Origin of the sequence: Saccharothrix sp., assembly GCF_031180885.1 — a bacterium.
Lineage (GTDB): Bacteria > Actinomycetota > Actinomycetes > Mycobacteriales > Pseudonocardiaceae > Actinosynnema.
On record NZ_JAPSLK010000023.1, the window covers coordinates 1 to 15055 of the forward strand.

13 protein-coding genes and 2 pseudogenes are annotated in these 15055 nt (G+C 70.7%); 5 read left to right on the forward strand and 10 right to left on the reverse strand.

What is annotated here, in order from left to right; translation table 11 throughout:
* Positions 1-199: 199 nt before the first annotated feature.
* From RIN75_RS24255 to RIN75_RS24265, 3 genes are read right to left on the reverse strand one after another with little or no spacing between them, the layout of a single operon-like run.
* On the reverse strand, positions 200-778 hold the full coding sequence (locus RIN75_RS24255; protein WP_309114306.1) for a TetR/AcrR family transcriptional regulator: 579 nt from the start codon (positions 776-778) through the stop codon (positions 200-202).
* A 49-nt stretch (positions 779-827) separates the two neighbouring features.
* Complete coding sequence (locus RIN75_RS24260) at positions 828-1481, reverse strand: response regulator transcription factor (protein ID WP_309114307.1); 654 nt, start codon at positions 1479-1481, stop codon at positions 828-830.
* The gene (locus RIN75_RS24265; protein ID WP_309114308.1) at positions 1478-2722 is read right to left on the reverse strand and encodes a histidine kinase; all 1245 of its coding nucleotides are present in this window, start codon (positions 2720-2722) and stop codon (positions 1478-1480) included. Before RIN75_RS24265 ends, RIN75_RS24260 begins: the two co-directional genes overlap by 4 nt.
* A gap of 153 nt (positions 2723-2875) precedes the next feature.
* Between RIN75_RS24265 and RIN75_RS24270 the strand changes: the two genes are divergently transcribed.
* A complete protein-coding gene (locus RIN75_RS24270; protein WP_309114309.1) occupies positions 2876-3991 on the forward strand; it encodes a UDP-N-acetylglucosamine 2-epimerase in 1116 nt (371 codons plus the stop codon).
* Positions 3992-4173: 182 nt separating this feature from the next.
* Positions 4174-4563, forward strand: coding sequence for a VOC family protein (locus RIN75_RS24275; protein ID WP_309114310.1), 390 nt, complete (start codon positions 4174-4176; stop codon positions 4561-4563).
* 171 nt (positions 4564-4734) lie between these two features.
* Here the strand turns inward: RIN75_RS24275 and RIN75_RS44200 are convergent.
* Positions 4735-4794: pseudogene (locus RIN75_RS44200) on the reverse strand (hypothetical protein); the annotation flags it as partial.
* 4 nt (positions 4795-4798) lie between these two features.
* On the opposite strand from RIN75_RS44200, the gene RIN75_RS24280 reads away from it, so the two are divergent.
* On the forward strand, positions 4799-5248 hold the full coding sequence (locus RIN75_RS24280; protein WP_309114311.1) for a hypothetical protein: 450 nt from the start codon (positions 4799-4801) through the stop codon (positions 5246-5248).
* Positions 5249-5260: 12 nt separating this feature from the next.
* On the opposite strand, the gene RIN75_RS24285 is transcribed toward RIN75_RS24280, so the two are convergent.
* The 3 genes from RIN75_RS24285 to RIN75_RS24295 all read right to left on the reverse strand — a co-directional run bounded on the left by RIN75_RS24285 (position 5261) and on the right by RIN75_RS24295 (position 7303).
* The gene (locus RIN75_RS24285; protein ID WP_309114312.1) at positions 5261-5845 is read right to left on the reverse strand and encodes a hypothetical protein; all 585 of its coding nucleotides are present in this window, start codon (positions 5843-5845) and stop codon (positions 5261-5263) included.
* Between the two features lie 187 nt (positions 5846-6032).
* Complete coding sequence (locus RIN75_RS24290) at positions 6033-6350, reverse strand: transcriptional regulator (RefSeq protein ID WP_309114313.1); 318 nt, start codon at positions 6348-6350, stop codon at positions 6033-6035.
* Positions 6347-7303: a hypothetical protein gene (locus tag RIN75_RS24295; protein ID WP_309114314.1), complete on the reverse strand. Its 957-nt coding sequence runs from the start codon at positions 7301-7303 to the stop codon at positions 6347-6349. The genes RIN75_RS24290 and RIN75_RS24295 overlap by 4 nt, the downstream gene beginning before the upstream one ends.
* A gap of 997 nt (positions 7304-8300) precedes the next feature.
* Between RIN75_RS24295 and lanKC the strand changes: the two genes are divergently transcribed.
* Together lanKC and RIN75_RS24305 are read left to right on the forward strand one after the other, a co-directional pair.
* Positions 8301-10862 (forward strand): class III lanthionine synthetase LanKC, encoded by a 2562-nt coding sequence (gene lanKC / locus RIN75_RS24300; protein WP_309114315.1) that lies wholly within the window; start codon positions 8301-8303, stop codon positions 10860-10862.
* Between the two features lie 207 nt (positions 10863-11069).
* A complete protein-coding gene (locus RIN75_RS24305; protein ID WP_375296012.1) occupies positions 11070-11276 on the forward strand; it encodes a sigma factor-like helix-turn-helix DNA-binding protein in 207 nt (68 codons plus the stop codon).
* A 154-nt stretch (positions 11277-11430) separates the two neighbouring features.
* Here the strand turns inward: RIN75_RS24305 and RIN75_RS44205 are convergent, their stop codons facing one another.
* The 3 genes and pseudogenes from RIN75_RS44205 to RIN75_RS24315 form a co-directional block, all read right to left on the reverse strand.
* A complete protein-coding gene (locus RIN75_RS44205; protein WP_375296015.1) occupies positions 11431-11892 on the reverse strand; it encodes an NPCBM/NEW2 domain-containing protein in 462 nt (153 codons plus the stop codon).
* Positions 11884-13539, reverse strand: a pseudogene (locus RIN75_RS24310) (NPCBM/NEW2 domain-containing protein); the annotation flags it as partial. The gene RIN75_RS44205 and the pseudogene RIN75_RS24310, both read right to left, overlap by 9 nt.
* A gap of 654 nt (positions 13540-14193) precedes the next feature.
* Positions 14194-15024 carry a hypothetical protein gene (locus RIN75_RS24315; protein ID WP_309114317.1) on the reverse strand — a complete coding sequence of 277 codons (831 nt, stop codon included), beginning with the start codon at positions 15022-15024 and terminating at the stop codon, positions 14194-14196.
* Positions 15025-15055 lie beyond the last annotated feature (31 nt).

The following is a 15055-nucleotide window of genomic DNA, read 5'->3' on the forward strand; positions in this document are numbered from 1 at the left end:
AGGGGTCGAGCGCTGAGGGGTCGAGCGCTGAGGGGTCGAGCGCTGAGGGGTCGAGCGCTGAGGGGTCGAGCGCTGAGGGGTCGAGCGCTGAGGGGTCGAGCGCTGAGGGGTCGAGCGCTGAGGGGTCAGGGCCGGGTCGGGCTGCCGGTAGCCGGCGGAGTCGGTTTCCCACGCCGTGACGCGACGCGGCGAGATGGACTCAGCCCGGCGCGCGGACGGTGCTGAGCACGGTCGCTTCGACGACGTCGGCCGCTTCCTTCTGCTTGAGCCGGCCCGCGGCGACCTCGTCCGCCGCGAGGTGGAGCACGCTGTAGAACACCGACACCAGCCACTTCTGCGGCAGGTCCGAGCGGAAAGCGCCTTCCTCGCACCCCCGCGCGATCAACTTCTCCACCCGCTGCAGCACGACCTTGTGATAGGCCCGCACCTGCCGAGGCGTCAGCACCGCGGTCGCGGCGGTCATCAGGTTCCGGTAGCCCGCCAGCACGCGCCAGCCCGACCGGACCAAGCGGGACAACGCTTCCGCCGCCGGGCCGTCGTCCAGCGACTCCGCGTCCAGCACCTCCGCCGCGCCCGACACCGCCCGGTCCAGCGCCCGCGCCAGCAGGTCCTCCCGGGAAGGGAAGTGCGCGTAGAGCGTGACCCGGCTGACCCCGGCCGCCTTCGCGATCGCCGTCATGCTCGCGTCCGGCGCCTCGCTGAAGCACCCCACGGCCGCGTCCACGATCGCCTCGATGTTGCGCTCGGCATCGGCCCGCCGCCGCCCGTCCCCGCCCATGCACGCATGCTCCCACGCCGCGCGCCCACCGACAAAGCTTACAAAGCAGTCAGACTTCCGGGGTGAGCCGGAGCTGGTGGGCCAGCAGGGCGGCCTGCACGCGGTTGTCCAGGCCCAGCTTGGACAACGTCCGCGACACGTAGGTCTTCACCGTCGACACGCTCATGAACAGCCGCTGCGCGATCTCCGCGTTGTTCAACCCCAGCCCGACCTGCCCGAGCACCTCCCGCTCCCGGTCGCTCAACAGGTCCAGCCGTCGCGCCGCGTCCGGGAAGGACGTCGAGTGGTCGGTGATGCGGCGCAGCAGGCGCTTGCTCAGCTCGGTGTCCACGACGGACGCCCCGCCGCTGACCGCGCGGATGGCGCTGAGCAGGTCCCGGGGCGTCAGCTGCTTGAGCAGGAAGCCGTCCGCGCCGGCGGTCAACGCGTCGATCATCAGCTGGTCGTCGTTGAACGTGGTCAGCGCCAGCACGTGCGGCGGGTCGGGGTCCTTCTTCAGCTGGGCCGTGGCGGTCACCCCGTCGACCCGGGGCATCCGCAGGTCCATCAGCACCACGTCGGGTGAGCGTTCGCGACTCACCGCCACCGCCTCGGCGCCGTCCGCCGCCTCGCCGACCACCTCGACGTCGTCGGCGGACTCCAGGATCGCCGTGGTCCCGGCCCGGATCAGAGCCTGGTCGTCCACGACGAGCACCCTGATCATGTCATCGATGGTCCCACGGCCTCTCCCGTGTCGCGACCGTCTGAGGACCGGGGCAGGTCCGCACGCAGCACGAACCGCCCGGTTTCACCCGATGGTGTGGCGGTGAGGGTGCCGCCGGCCAGGGCCGCCTCGTCGGCCAGCAGCCGCAGGCCCCGGCCGGTGCCGGGCAGCGTGGCCCGGTCCGCCGGGGCGAGCGGGCTGGACACGGCCAGGTGGACCCGGTCGGCGGTCGAGGTGAGCCGGATGTCGGCGCGCGGCACGGCGGCGTGGCGCAGGACGTTGGTCAGCGCCTCGCGCACGATCCGGTAGCACAGGTCCTGGGTGGCCGGGTCGCAGCCGTCGACCGGTTCGACCGCGTACGCCACCTCCACGCCCAGCGACCGGTAGTCCCCGACCAGGTCGGCGATGTCGTCCACGCGGTACTCGGCGGCCACGTCCCCGGATTCCGGCGCGGGCGCGGCCAGGACGTCGAGCACCTCGCCGAGCCGGGAGATCGCCTCGCGGCCGACGCCCACGATCAGGTCGCAGCGCTCCACGATCGACCCGGTGGCGGCCGGGTCGACGCTGATCGCGCCCGCCGTGGTCACCATCACGCTGACGTGGTGGCCGACACCGTCGTGCATCATCGACGCCAGCCGCGCCCGCTCGGTCAGGCTGCGCTCCCGCAGCGTGCTCTCCCGCAACCGCCGCTGCCGTTCCGCGGACTGCTTCGCGTGCCGCTCGCGCTCCATCAGCGCCGCCTCCAGGCTGTTCTTCGCCAGCCCCATCACGAACGGCGACACCGCGGCGAACGACCAGTAAACCAGCCCGTTGAGGCCCGAGGCGGGCAGGCTCGTCTCGAACTCGAACAGCGGGGTGGTGCCGGTGGCCGGCTCGAACAGGGTCTGGTGCAACGGCCACACCAGCAGCAGGCCCACGGTGAGCCCGGCCAGCGGCCAACGCCTCCGGCGGGCCAGCGAGTAGGTCATCACGTAGTTCGCGTACGGCAGGTCGGTGACGACGAACGTGGCGCACGCCAGCAGCGCCGCCGCCCAGTCGTGCTCGCGCCGCCACAGCCCCACCACGACCGCGCACGCCGCCGTGAGGCCCGCGAACAGCGGCAACGACGGCAGCAGCGACGTGCGGTAGAAGCCGGTCAGCAGCCCGATCGCGGCCGGCCCGGCGATCACCAGCGCCACCATCACGTCACGCGACCGCCGCGAGCGGAACACGTCCTGCCAACGCTCCATCACCCAGTCCATGGAAGCAGCACCGCGGGGCGCCGGCCGGGTGCGTCCACGATCGTGTCAACCCGGGTCTACAAATCGGCGCGAACGGTCACCGCGGGACGACGGCGACGCACCCCCGCACCGGGTCTCCTGGAGGAGTCCAACCGCGAGGTCCGAGAGGGAACCATGACCGCGATCCTCCAGCAGCCCACCCGCCCCACCGCCCCGTCGACCACCACCCCGCCGCGCTCCGGCGGCGTCGCGGTGGTCGTGGGCACCCGACCGGAGATCTTCCAACTGGCCCCGGTCCTGTGCGAACTCGGCGACCTGGCCCGCGTGGTGCGCGTCGGACGGGACCTGCCCGCGTTCACCGAGCAGCCGCCCGTGTTCCACGACACACCCGCCGACCCGCGCTCCGGCCGCATCGCGGTGGCCCTGGACCGGCTGGACCGCGTGTTCGCCGAGGACCGGCCCGACGTGGTGGTCGTCCGGGGCGCCACCACCACTGCCCTGGCCGGCGCGCTGGCCGCCAACTCCAACGGCATCCCGCTGGTCCACGTGGACGCCGGCCTGCGCAGCCGCGACCTCACCGTGCCCGAGGAGCACAACCGGGTCCTGGTCGACCGCCTGTCGGACGTCCTGTGCGCGCCGACCCGGACCGCCGTGGCCAACCTGCACACGGAAGGGTTGGGCGGCAAGGACATCCGGCTCACCGGCAACACCACCGCCGAGGCTGTGGGCCACCGCCTGATCGCCGAAGCCGACCGCTGGAAGGTGCTCGACAAGTGGGGCCTGACCCCGGACGACTACGTCCTGGCCACCCTGGACCGCCCGGAGAACGTCGACCACCCGGCCCTGACCCGCGAACTGGCCCGGCTCGCCCGGGCCGGCTACCCGGTCGTGCTGCCCGCGGACCCCGCGACCCGCGCGGCCCTGATCCGGTCGAACGCGTTGTCCGGGGCGACGAACCTGCGCGTGGTCAACCGCTTGTGGCACTCGGAGTTCCTTGCGCTGGCCAGCCACGCGGCGCTGCTGGTCACCGACTCGGGCGCGGTGCAGGAGGAGGCGACCGTCTTGAAGCGCCCGGTCCTGGTGGTCCGCCGGTCGACCGAACGCCCGGAAGTGCTGCACCACTTCGGCCGCTTGGCGTCGCCCGACGACCTCGCCGACGCCGCCTTGGGTTGGCTGGCCAAGGGTGCGGCGGCACGGGCGACTTTGCGGGACGCACCCTGCCCGTTCGGCGACGGCGACAGCTCCACCCGCATCGCCCGAGCCGTGCACGACCTGGTCCGCGCCGGCTGAACGCCGGCGGGGACACCGTGTCGTGGCAGCATCGAACCGCGAGCGGTTCGTTCAAGACCCGGGTGGGGGGCGGGCCGGCCAGGCTGGGGCGGTGCTGCCCGGCGACCGGTCGGGAATCGAGAAGCGGGCCCCCGCCGGCCGCCCTAGCGTGGTGGCACCGAACAGCCGTAGAGGAGGCGACCGTGTCAGTGCAGGTGAGCGCGATCATGCTCGGGGTGGCGGACGTGGACCGCGCGAAGGCGTTCTACGTGGCCGGCCTGGGGTGCGAGGTGGACCAGGACTTCCCCGGTTTCGTCCGGTGCCGGCTGGGCGACGGGTCGTCGATGCTCGCGCTCTACGAGTGGGACGCGGTGGCGCGGGACGCCGGGGTGTCGCCGGAGGGGTGCGGGTTCCGCGGTGTGTCCTTCCACCACATCACCGACTCGCGCGAGCAGGTGGACGAGGTCATGCGGGCCGCCCAGGGCGCCGGGGGCACGGTGGTGAAGCCCGCGAGCGCGGAGGAGTGGGGCGGGTACTCGGGGTTCTTCAGCGACCCGGACGGCTATCTGTGGAAGGTCGTCACGGCGTCCTGAGACAAGCGCGATTTCAGCGGCGGGTGAAGGCCTGGCTGCCGACGCCGCCCGTCCGGCACGTGTGGAGCTTGACCAGCGTGCCGTTGGCCGTGCCGTCCGCCGCCGGTCGCAGGCGGACCTGGGGTGGTCCACGACCCGGCCGCCGGGGATCGTCCAGGGTCCACTTTGGACTGTGCGGTGCTCGACCTTCGCCGGGAACAGTTGACGGAGGGTTTGGACGCCGTGGAACAGGCCGGTGGCGGTGCGCGCGCACGACGACGGCGGTGGCGGTGACGTCGAGTTGGTAGCCCTCTTGGCCGACTTGGGCGGGTGCGCCGGACAGGAGCAGCGAGACGCCGTCGGTCGGGGTGCCGGCGGGGGTCTTGATCGGGAGCGGGTAGCCGGTGGCGGGGCGCGGGAGGGCGACGAGGTGTTCGGCGACCGGGCGGAGTCGGTGTGGATGGTCGCGTTCGGGGACAGGGTGTGGGTCGTCCCCGAGGGCGTGACCGAGACCGGGGCGGGGACGACGTCGAACAGCGACGTGGCGGCCCCGGCGGTGGCGGCGGTCGTCAGCGGGGCGATGACCAGGAGCGCGAGCAGGGCGCGGAGCGGCCGCACGGCTCCTCCGACAAAGGTTGCGGGGCCTTCATCGTCGGACCGTGTGCGGTTCGATGTCAATTACCGATCGGAAGTTGGCGAAAAGTGACAGCTTTGCGCACTACGCGGGGACGCCGACCATGGTCGGGAACGTCGGGATCGTGGCGAGGGTGGCGGCCGGGTTGTTGAGGTCGACGAGGGTGACCGGGTTGCGCAGCATGAACAGTTCGCCGGTGGGCGGGAACTTGGTCAGGGTGGCCATGAGGCGGGCCGGTTCCCGGGTGACCATGGTCAGCGGGCTGCGAGCTTGATCGAAGACGGTCGTGAACCCCATGACCATGAGCTGTTCGAACTTCGGCGGGAAGGCCTGGGTGAGGCGGAGGACCGACCGGGTGTCGGTGTTGTCCTGCCGGATGGCGATGGTGCGCGCGCCGGGGCCGCTGGTGCTGCGGCCGTCGAGGCGGAAGCCGTTGGTGTCGAGGAGAACGCTGGTCAGGGGCGCGTCCGGGTTGGCCTCGACCTTGACCTTCCAGGTGCCGGTGGCGTCGTAGGTGCGCTCGACGCCGTCCTGCACGACGGTCAAACCCTGGACCGCGAGGGGCAGCTCGAACTCCTGCCCGACCGGCGGCAACGGCGTACCCACCGCCTGACCCGCTGTCGTCACGAGGAGAGCGGCGCAGGCTACGACCAGACCAAGGGTGCGCATGACAGTCCCTTCGCGAGTGCGTTCGCCCACGACTGTGCCGTCGACCCGGCCGCGACGCGCTCAGGACGACCCGGTCCGGGCACAACTCCCCTCGCCCCGGTGAAGGTCACTTTTGATTGTCACGCTCGGTCCGTGCGGAGGTCCCCGGCTCCTCCCCCTTTGAAGAGCCGGGGACCGGACCAGGGCGTCACTCGGGCGGGTTCTCGTGGCGGGCGAGGAGGGCGCGCAGGGCGGCCATCTCGTCGGCGAGGGCGGTGCGGCCGGCGCCGGTGATGCTGACCCAGGTCTTGGGCCGGCGGCCGTCGTACCCCTTGTCCACCTTCACCAGGCCCGCTTCCTCCAGCACGCTGATGTGCCGCGACAGGTTGCCAGCCGTCAGGTCCAAAGTGGACCGCAGGTAGCCGAACTCGACCCGCTTGGCCTCCGCCGCGATGGTGAGGATGCCCAGCCGGTGACGCTGGTGGACGACGTCGTCGAGCCCGTTGGTCGGGTGGGTTTCGCTCACCCGGTCCGCCGTTTCGCCCACCAGTGGCCGAGCAGCGCGACCAGGCCGCCGACGACCAGCACGGCACCGGGCAGCACCATGTCCTTGCCGTTGAAGAGCAGGTTGGTCTCCCGTGGTCCGATGTCCCAGTTCAAGCGGTAGAAGATCGTACCCATGTAGGAGGCGTTGGCGAGCAGGGTGAGGCCGGTGAACGCGAGCACCACGGTCGTGCACCACACGCTGCGCTCGACTAGCGCCAGCGTGAGCAGCCCGATCGCCAACAGCATCAACCCACCGGTCTTGTGGATCACAGCCGCCCCCAAGACGGAGACGACCAGAACGGTCACCCCCACCCCCACTCCGACGACCCGCCGCGACACAGCCCTCCCAGACCGCGCCACCCGCATCGCCACGAGGACCGCACCGACGGGTATCGCGACCAACGCAACACTCCCAATCCGCCGCTCCCACCCGCCCAACCACAACCATTCACGGGCGACTGCGCTGATGAGCGGCACGAGGAGGAGGACGGCGAGTCCGCAGACCGTGACTTGCGCGTAGATCCGGGTGGAGGTCTCGACTCCGACGCGGCGGGCGCGCCAGCGGTACCACCAGACGGTGGCGAGGAAGCCGAGGATCAGGACGCAGAGCCAGTAGAGGCCGAGCGCGAGCGGGTGGGCGACGGGCTCCAGGAAACCGCTGTTGAAGACGCCCAGCGGGTCGACTCGGCCGAGGCCCGGGACGTTGAACCCGGTGCTCGGGGTGGCGCAGCTGCCCAGGCTGCCGTCGGGGCGGTAGGTGCACTGGGCGTCGGGTGAGTGCTGCCAGTCGTGGGGGCGGAGGAGGGGGATGGAGCCGAGGGTGAGGAGGCCGAAGAGGAGAAGTGGGAACCAGTAGCCGTGCCGGACCCTTCGGGTTCGGCGGCGCAGGTCGGTCAGATCGTCGATCAGCCCTGCGGTAGGCGACTCACCCATCACTCCCCCTTTGTCCTACCATCAGGTTTGCACCGCAAACCACACCCCGTCAAGTGCCCGCCGGACCACCGCCGCCGCCAAGCCACCAACCATCCGCGCCGGCCGACTACCCGCGCCCCGGTCCCCGCACCCGCCTGACCGCCAACGCCGCCCAACTCCCACCGCCGCCAAGCCACCACCATCCAGCCACCGGCCGCGCGCCCCGCCCGACCCGCCCGATCCGCCAGACCGCCACCGGCCGCACGCCCAGCCCGACCGCCACCGCCCGCCCCACGCCGCCCGCGCCAGCCAACCGCAGCCCCCGGGACCGCGATCTCCGCCCACCTACCCGCGCCCGCTTGCCCGTCTGCGCATGCACCTGCCCGTCTGCGCATGCACCTGCCCGCCTGCGCATGCACCTGCCCGCCTGCGCATGCACCTGCCCGCCTGCGCATGCACCTGCCCGCCTGCGCGCGCCCGCCCCGTCGCACCAGCCTGCCCGCGCCCGCATCCCCGCGCCGCCCGCCCCGCACACACCCGGTTGCGCACACCCGGTCGCGCACCATCCCCGCGCCGCCCACCCCGCGCCGCCTGCCCGGTCGCGCCCACATCCCCGCACCGGCTGCGCCGCGCCCGCCCGGTCGCACCCGCCAGCGCGCGTCCACATCCCCACGCCGCCTTCCTGCACCCAAAGCGCCCCCGCCTCGTCCACCTGCGCCCTCCGTGCCGGCATCCAGCGCCCCACCACCCCGTCCCGGCAACCGCGTCCGACAGCCGCCAAGCCCAACCCGCCCCAGCCTCGCCGACCACGTGACCCTCCCCCAGCGATCCGCCACTTGCCGGCGTCATCGCCAACGTCAGCCACGCGGAAGGGCTGACAGAGGCGGGTTCGAAAGGGTTGGGCGTGGCATTGGGGTGAGTGCGGGTCGGCCATCTCTACCAAGGGCGGAAGAGTCCACAATGGACGTTACAGTCAGGCGTATTGACTTCCCGGGCAACGGTTTGACACCTTGGCGCGATGGCCGTGGACATGTCGTTCCTCCTCGCTGACGACGACTTCTACGCGCCCTGGGACATCGGCGATCCCGGTCCCCGGTTCGTCGCCGGACCCCTACCGGCCGGATGGCGGCACCACACGTCCGGCGCCTGGGTGCATTGGGCCCCACCCGACGTCCATCTCCCGCAGCAAGGCTGGAAGGTGCACGTATCCGCATCGCTGACCAACGCCGCACACGTACTCGCGGTAGTAGCCGCAACCTGCGCCGAGTCAGGGACACCGTTCAAGCACCTGACCGGCAGACGCAGCTTCCTCCTCGCGCACGACAAGCACGCCCACCGGGTCCAAAGCGGCAAGTTCTGCACCCTCTACCCACCCGACGAAGACCACGCCCACGAAGTCCTGCAACGATTAACAAGCGCTCTCACCGGCATCGACGGGCCGTTCGTGCTCACCGACCGGAGGTTCGGGAGCAGCAACTGCGTCTCCTACCGCTACGGCGCCTTCCGCAGCCACACCCGCATCGACGCCGAAGGCCACCACATCGACCGCATGACAACACCGGACGGCACGGAAGTAGACGACCTCCGACGCCCCGAGTTCGTGTTGCCGCCCGGCATCGAAGACCCGTTCCGAAAGACCGAAACCACCTCCACCAACGGCCCCGTCACCCTCCACGGCTACACCTTCGAAGCAGTGCTGCAACACAGCAACGCCGGCGGCGCCTACCGGTTCCGCAAAGGCGACGACGTCGTCTTCGTCAAAGAAGCCCGCGCCCACAACGGCTACACCGCCGACGAATCCGACGCCAAAACCCGCCTCAACGCCGAGTGCCTCGCCCTCCGCGCCATCCACGAAAACGCCCCCGGCCTCTGCCCACGCCCCATAGAACTCTTCCACCACTGGGAACACACCTACCTGGTCACCGAACTCGTCCCCGGCATGTCCCTCTACCGCTGGATGGTCACCAACAACCCCGCCGTCCGCACCAACCCCGAACCCGCCGACTTCACCGCCTACCACCACCGCTGCCTGACCCTCCTCGACGACCTCCGAACCCAACTCGACCACCTCCACGACCTCGGCTGGGTCTTCATCGACCTCAGCCCCACCAACGTCCTCATCGACGATGACGACACCGTCCGACTGGTCGACTTCGAAGCCGCCCAACGCATCGGCGACGTCCGCCGCGTCATGGGCACCCCCGGCTACCTGCACCCCCAAGCCCGCACCACCGACCCGTTGGAACTGGACCGATTCGGCCTGTCCGCCCTCGCGCTCCTCCTCCTCTTCCCCCTGCACGAAGCCGTCGAACGCAACCCACAGGCACTCGACCACCTCCACGCCGATCTGACCGAGTTGGCACCCGTCCCCCGACGCCTGTGGCAACTGGCCTCCCGCGACCACGAGCCGTGCGCCGAAGAACCCCGAGCCATCCGGACAGACACGTTGAAAGCCTTGCGGGACTTGGCCGAACGCACCGCCGACTGCCTGGAGTCGATGGCCCGGCCGGACCACCCCGACCGCGTCTACCCGACCAACCCGTACGGCTACGAGACCAACACCCGCGCCCTCGCCGCCGGCACCGCGGGCGTCCTGCACGCACTGCACCGCTACGGACGCCCCTGCGCGCCCGCCATCGTCAAGAGGTTGCGCGACGACTCGCTGGCCGAGGTCGACAACACCGCACCTGGTCTGCTCGTCGGCACCGCCGGGATCGCCCACGTCCTCGCCGACCTGGGCGAACTCGACGCCGCCGAAACCCTCCTCACCGCCGCCGCCGACCACCCGCTCAACACGACGTCCGCCACCCTCACCGGCGGCGCGGCCGGCACCGCACTCGGACTGCTCGCCCACCACCGCCGCACCGGCACGCAGCGGTGGCTCGACCTCGCCCAGCACCTGCTCGACGGCATCCCCGACGACCTCACCACACACCTGAGCCGCACCAACCGCTCCGGACTCGTCGGCGGACGGACCGGCGTGGCGCTCGCGCTCCTGCACCTGCACCGCGCGACCGGCGACACCCGCCCGTTCGACCGCGGGATGCGGTTGCTCGGCGAGGAACTGGCCTACGCGCAACCACTTCCCGTCGACGGCCTCGGCTTCAAGATCGGGCTCAAGGACCGCCGCGTCTTCCCGTACCTGTTCGCGGGCAGCGCCGGCTACGCCGCCGTCCTGTCCCGCTACCTCGCGCACCGACCGGACGCCGACTTCGGCGTGCCCACCAACCACCGCCCGGCCGACGCGCTGGAACGTTGCCTGAAGGCGTGCACGGTCCGGTTCGCGGTGTTCCCCGGACTGTTCACCGGCTTGGCGGGCCTGAGTGTCGTGCTCGCCGACGTCGGCCGGCGGATGGGTCGACCGGACCTGGTGGACGCGGCGGTCACCAGCGCTCGCGGCCTGTTCCGCTCGGCGATCCCGCGGCCCGAGGGCGTGGGGTGGCTGGGTGAGCCCGGGCAGCGACTGTCCGCCGACCTGTGGTCCGGGTCGGCCGGCGTGCTGCTCGCCCTGCGGACCGTGCTCGACACCGGAGTAGAGAGGAGTGACCGGCATGGAAGAAGTCCTGCGGCTGCAAGCTGAGGACGTCGACGAAGAGGAGCTGGCCTGCACGCACGTGCTCACCACCAGCAGCAGGGGCAGCATCTGCGCCTGACGACGAGGAAGCCCCGGCCACCCCGGTCGGGGCTTCCTCCGGGGTGAATCCTTTTTCGGCCGCGGTGGCTCTTATGGATAGATAACTTGTGGTCACCGATGGTCGTGGGAGGGCACGTTGAGGAGTGGGTTCGCTTGGCCGGCCGGGAACGGGTGGCGGCGGCGATCGCCGGGTTGCCCGCGGACCAGCGGCAGGTGCTGATCATGCGTGACGTGCAGGGCCTGTCGGGGCACGAGGTGGCGCGGGCGCTGGGGTTGAGCGTGCCGGCGATGAAGTCGCGTCTGCACCGCGCGCGGGCGGCGGTGCGAAGCCGACTCGACGACTCGGAGACGCTGACGTGATGCCGCCGCCGTGGCCTCCGGCCCCCGGTTCAATTGTCCCAGGTGGTACCGACAATTCGGTGCGTTGCCAGCTGGGAAGCAAATGCCCGGCGGGCGGCCGGAGGGTAGGTCCGGCCGCCCGGGGGCGTCAGTGTGGGGCGGGCGGGCGGAGGGGTTAGCAGGTTAGTTGGGGGGTTAGCCAGTCGGCGTGGTCGTAGGTGATGCCGTCGGCGGCGTCGGTCACTCGCAAGGTGAGTTCCAGGGCGTTGGTCACGGATACGGTCAAGGTGGTTGAAGAACCGGCGCCGGTCAGGCGGCCGGAGTCGGCGGCCTTCTTGCCGTCCACGTGGATCTCGAAGGTCACTGAGCCGTTGGAGCCGACCTCGTCATCGACGCCGACCCCGGTGCGGAAAGTGCTGCACCCCGCGCCCAAGTAGTACGTGACAGCACTGGTCGCATGCGCGCCCAAGCCCTTCGCGAAAGTCGTGCCGCCTACCATCAGCGTCCGGCCGTCGCCGGACGACTGCTCACCGTTGCTGCGGTCGCGTTCGACGGGACCCCAGCCGTTGGTGGCTGATGTCCACGGCAGGTCGCTGAGGTGGTGGGTGCCGGCGGACGGGCCGTCGCCGCAGGCCAGCCTCGGGTTCGCCCAGTCGGCGTGGTCGCGGACGTTGCCGTCGCCGGCATCCGTGACGACCAAGCGCAACTCGTTGCCGTCGTGCAGGTTCGCGGTCAGGCGGCGGGGTGGGTCGGATGAAGTGCTGCGGCCGCTGTCGGCTACCAGGAAACGGTCGCGGTAGATGCGGAAGATGACTGATCCGCCGGAAGTTGTCTCGTCGTCGACACCCACGTCTACGGTCAGCGAGCGGCAGGCGCCGCCTAGGTGCCAGCGGAGGTCGCTTGGGGCGTGCACGCCTAGGCCGTTGAGGTAGGTGGTGCCGCCGATGGTCAGGACGCGGCCGTCGCCCGACGCCCGTTCGCCGTTGCTGTGGTCGGGTTCGAACGGGCCCCAGCCGCTGGTCGCGGACGTTGTGGGCAGGTCGGCCAAGTTGTGCACGCCGGTCGGAGGCGGCACCGGGGAGGCCGGGGTCACCCGGTACATCACGGTGCCGTGTGCGGGGACGGTCGCGGTGATCGCGTCGGAGGTTGTCGTGACCGCCTTGGTCCACAGGTCCTTGAGCCGGTAGGACTCCGCGCCCGCGATGCCGGCGGCCGACGCGCTCGTGCTGATGGTCGCCGTCGTCTCCGTCTCGTTGGTCAGGGTCACCGAGACGTCGCCGTTGGCCAGTTGCTTGGACATCACGACCAAGCCCCCAGCCTCGCTGACCACGGTTCCCTGACGGCCCAACGGGTCCTGGTCCACCGCGATGACGTCGGTGTTCTTCAGGATCGCCAACGTCTCCGGGCTCGCGGTCCGCAGGTCGCTGCCGATCAGCAGCGGCGCGGCCATCTGGGCCCACAGGCTGAAGTGGGTGCGGTACTCGGTGTCGGTCATGCCGCCGTTGCCGACCTCCAGCATGTCCGGGTCGTTCCACGAACCCGGCGACGCGTGTTCGGCCAGCACCCGGTTCTGCCGCGCGATGGAGATCATGCTCGACCACGTGTCGGTGATGTCCCCCGTGGTGCGCCACGAGTTGCCGACCTCGCGCGCCCACGTCCAGGGCTGCGACGTGCCCCACTCGCAGATCGCGAACACGATCGGCCGACCGGTCCTCAGCAACGCGTCCCGCATCGCGGTGTAGCGCTGCTGGGCGCTCTGCCCCAGGTGGTCGCCGCAGTTGTCGTACTTCAGGTAGTCCACGCCCCAGGACGCGAACAGGTCGGCGTCCTGCTGCTCGTGCCCGATGCCGCCGGGGAACCCCAGCGCGTCGCACGTCTTGGTGCCGGCGCTCGTGTAGATGCCGAACTTCAGCCCCCGGGCGTGGACGTAGTCGGCGAGCGCCTTGATACCGCTGGGAAAACGGGCCGGGTCGGGCACCAGGTCGCCGTTGGCGTTGCGCTGCGGCAACGCCCAGCAGTCGTCGATGTTGACGTAGTTGTAGCCGACGTCCTTCAGGCCGTGCGTGACGAACGCGTCGGCCACGCCCTTGATCATCGCCTCGTTGAACTCGGCGCGGCAGTGCGTGGCGTTCCAGTTGTTGAAGCCCATCTGCGGGGTGCGGGTGAGGGTGTTCTGCAGCGCCGGGGCGGGCGGCGCGGAGATCACCACGAGGCCGCTCGCGACGACCAGCGCGGCGAGGATCACCCCAAAGTGTCGTTTGATTTTGTCGAGGTTTGACGCCATTGCCAGAACCTCCAGCAGGGAGTGACACAGGATCGAACAAACTCCATCCAAGGTCACCGCCCCGCCGACGGGTGTCAACCGCGGTGGCGGGTAGTGGACAACGCCACTTGCGGGTGTACCGGCCAAACCACCCGATGAGGTGAGCCGGTCAGGCGGGTCCGGCCAGACCGTTCAGCAGGAGGTCGGTCAACGCGTCCACGACCTCGTCGTCACCCTTCGAGGGCCGCCGGCCAGGTAGGCGAAGGCGAAAGTGGACAGCATCGCGCCGATCGCCGCCGCGAGGACCTCCGGGTCGCCGACCAACGGGTGGCCGCCGCCGCGCGGACCTCCGGGTCGCCGGCCAACGGGTCGTGCTGATCGGTGACGCCGCTCATCCTGTTGGGGCAGGCCAAGGTGCTTCGATGTCCATTGAGGACGCCCTTGTGCTGAGGCGACGGTTGCGGACCTCGTCGTCGATTCCGGTTGCGTTGACGAAGTTCCGGGTGGGGCGGCAGCCTCGGATCGGGAGGCTGTTGAAGGTGTCGGACGACAGCCGGGACCTCAAGAAGTCGGGCCCGGTGCGGCGGGGGCGCAGGGCGTCGGGATGAAGCTGTTCTTCCGGCACTTCTACCCGCGTGTGACGGGGTGGCTCTACGAGTACGACCCGAGGGTCGCCTAGTCTTGGACGCAGCCGAGCGGACCGTTCCGGACGCCGCGGTTGAAGAACGCGATCCGCTCATCGGGTGCGCCGTGGTCTTCCGGTTTGCCCCAGAGGCTGCTGTCGGCGATGTCCGTCAGGCCGACGTCGACTTCCTCCAGGTCACCGGGTTCGATGACGAGCGTGCCGTCCCGCGCGGCACCTTGGAGGGCGGCCCCGGCGAAGCAGTCCGCTTGGAGTTCGGAGGCCTTGAGCTTCAACTGGTCGTTGAGCCGGGCCGCGATCGCGTGCCCCCACTCGTGCGCGACGATCATGTAGACGAACATGTCGCCGTTGTACCGGGCGCGCCACAGGAAGTTGATGTCGAACGCGATGTAGTCGCCGACGGAGCAGTAGTAGGCGTTGTCTGCTTTGAGGATGTCGGTGCCGCAGAAGACCGCGTCCGCGCCACCTTCATACATGCCCTCGGGGTAGCGGGTGCCCGTCCACATGCGCGGCGACTGGTAGGTGTTGGTGAAGTGCTCGCCCCAGTGGGCGGTCCAGTACTGGTCGACGACTTGGATCGCCGTGTAGTAGTCGCCGTAGAACTCTTGTGGGGTGTACGGGGCGTTGGTGCCGGCGGCGGCGGGTGGTGCGAGGGCGTTGGAGGTGCCGCTGGTCCGGGGTGGCGGGACGAAGGTGGGCTCCGCGCGTTCGGGTGTCGTGGGGATGACGTGGGTCGTGGTGGGGTCGGCGGGCGGGAACGTCGCGGGCGGGAGTGCGGTCGTGGTCGGGCGGGGCAGACCGGTCGTGCAACCTGCGAGTGCGGCGACTACCAGCGCTGCCGCACAGGCGATTCGATAACCCATTGGCCGCACCTTCCTCCCCGAGTGGACTAGT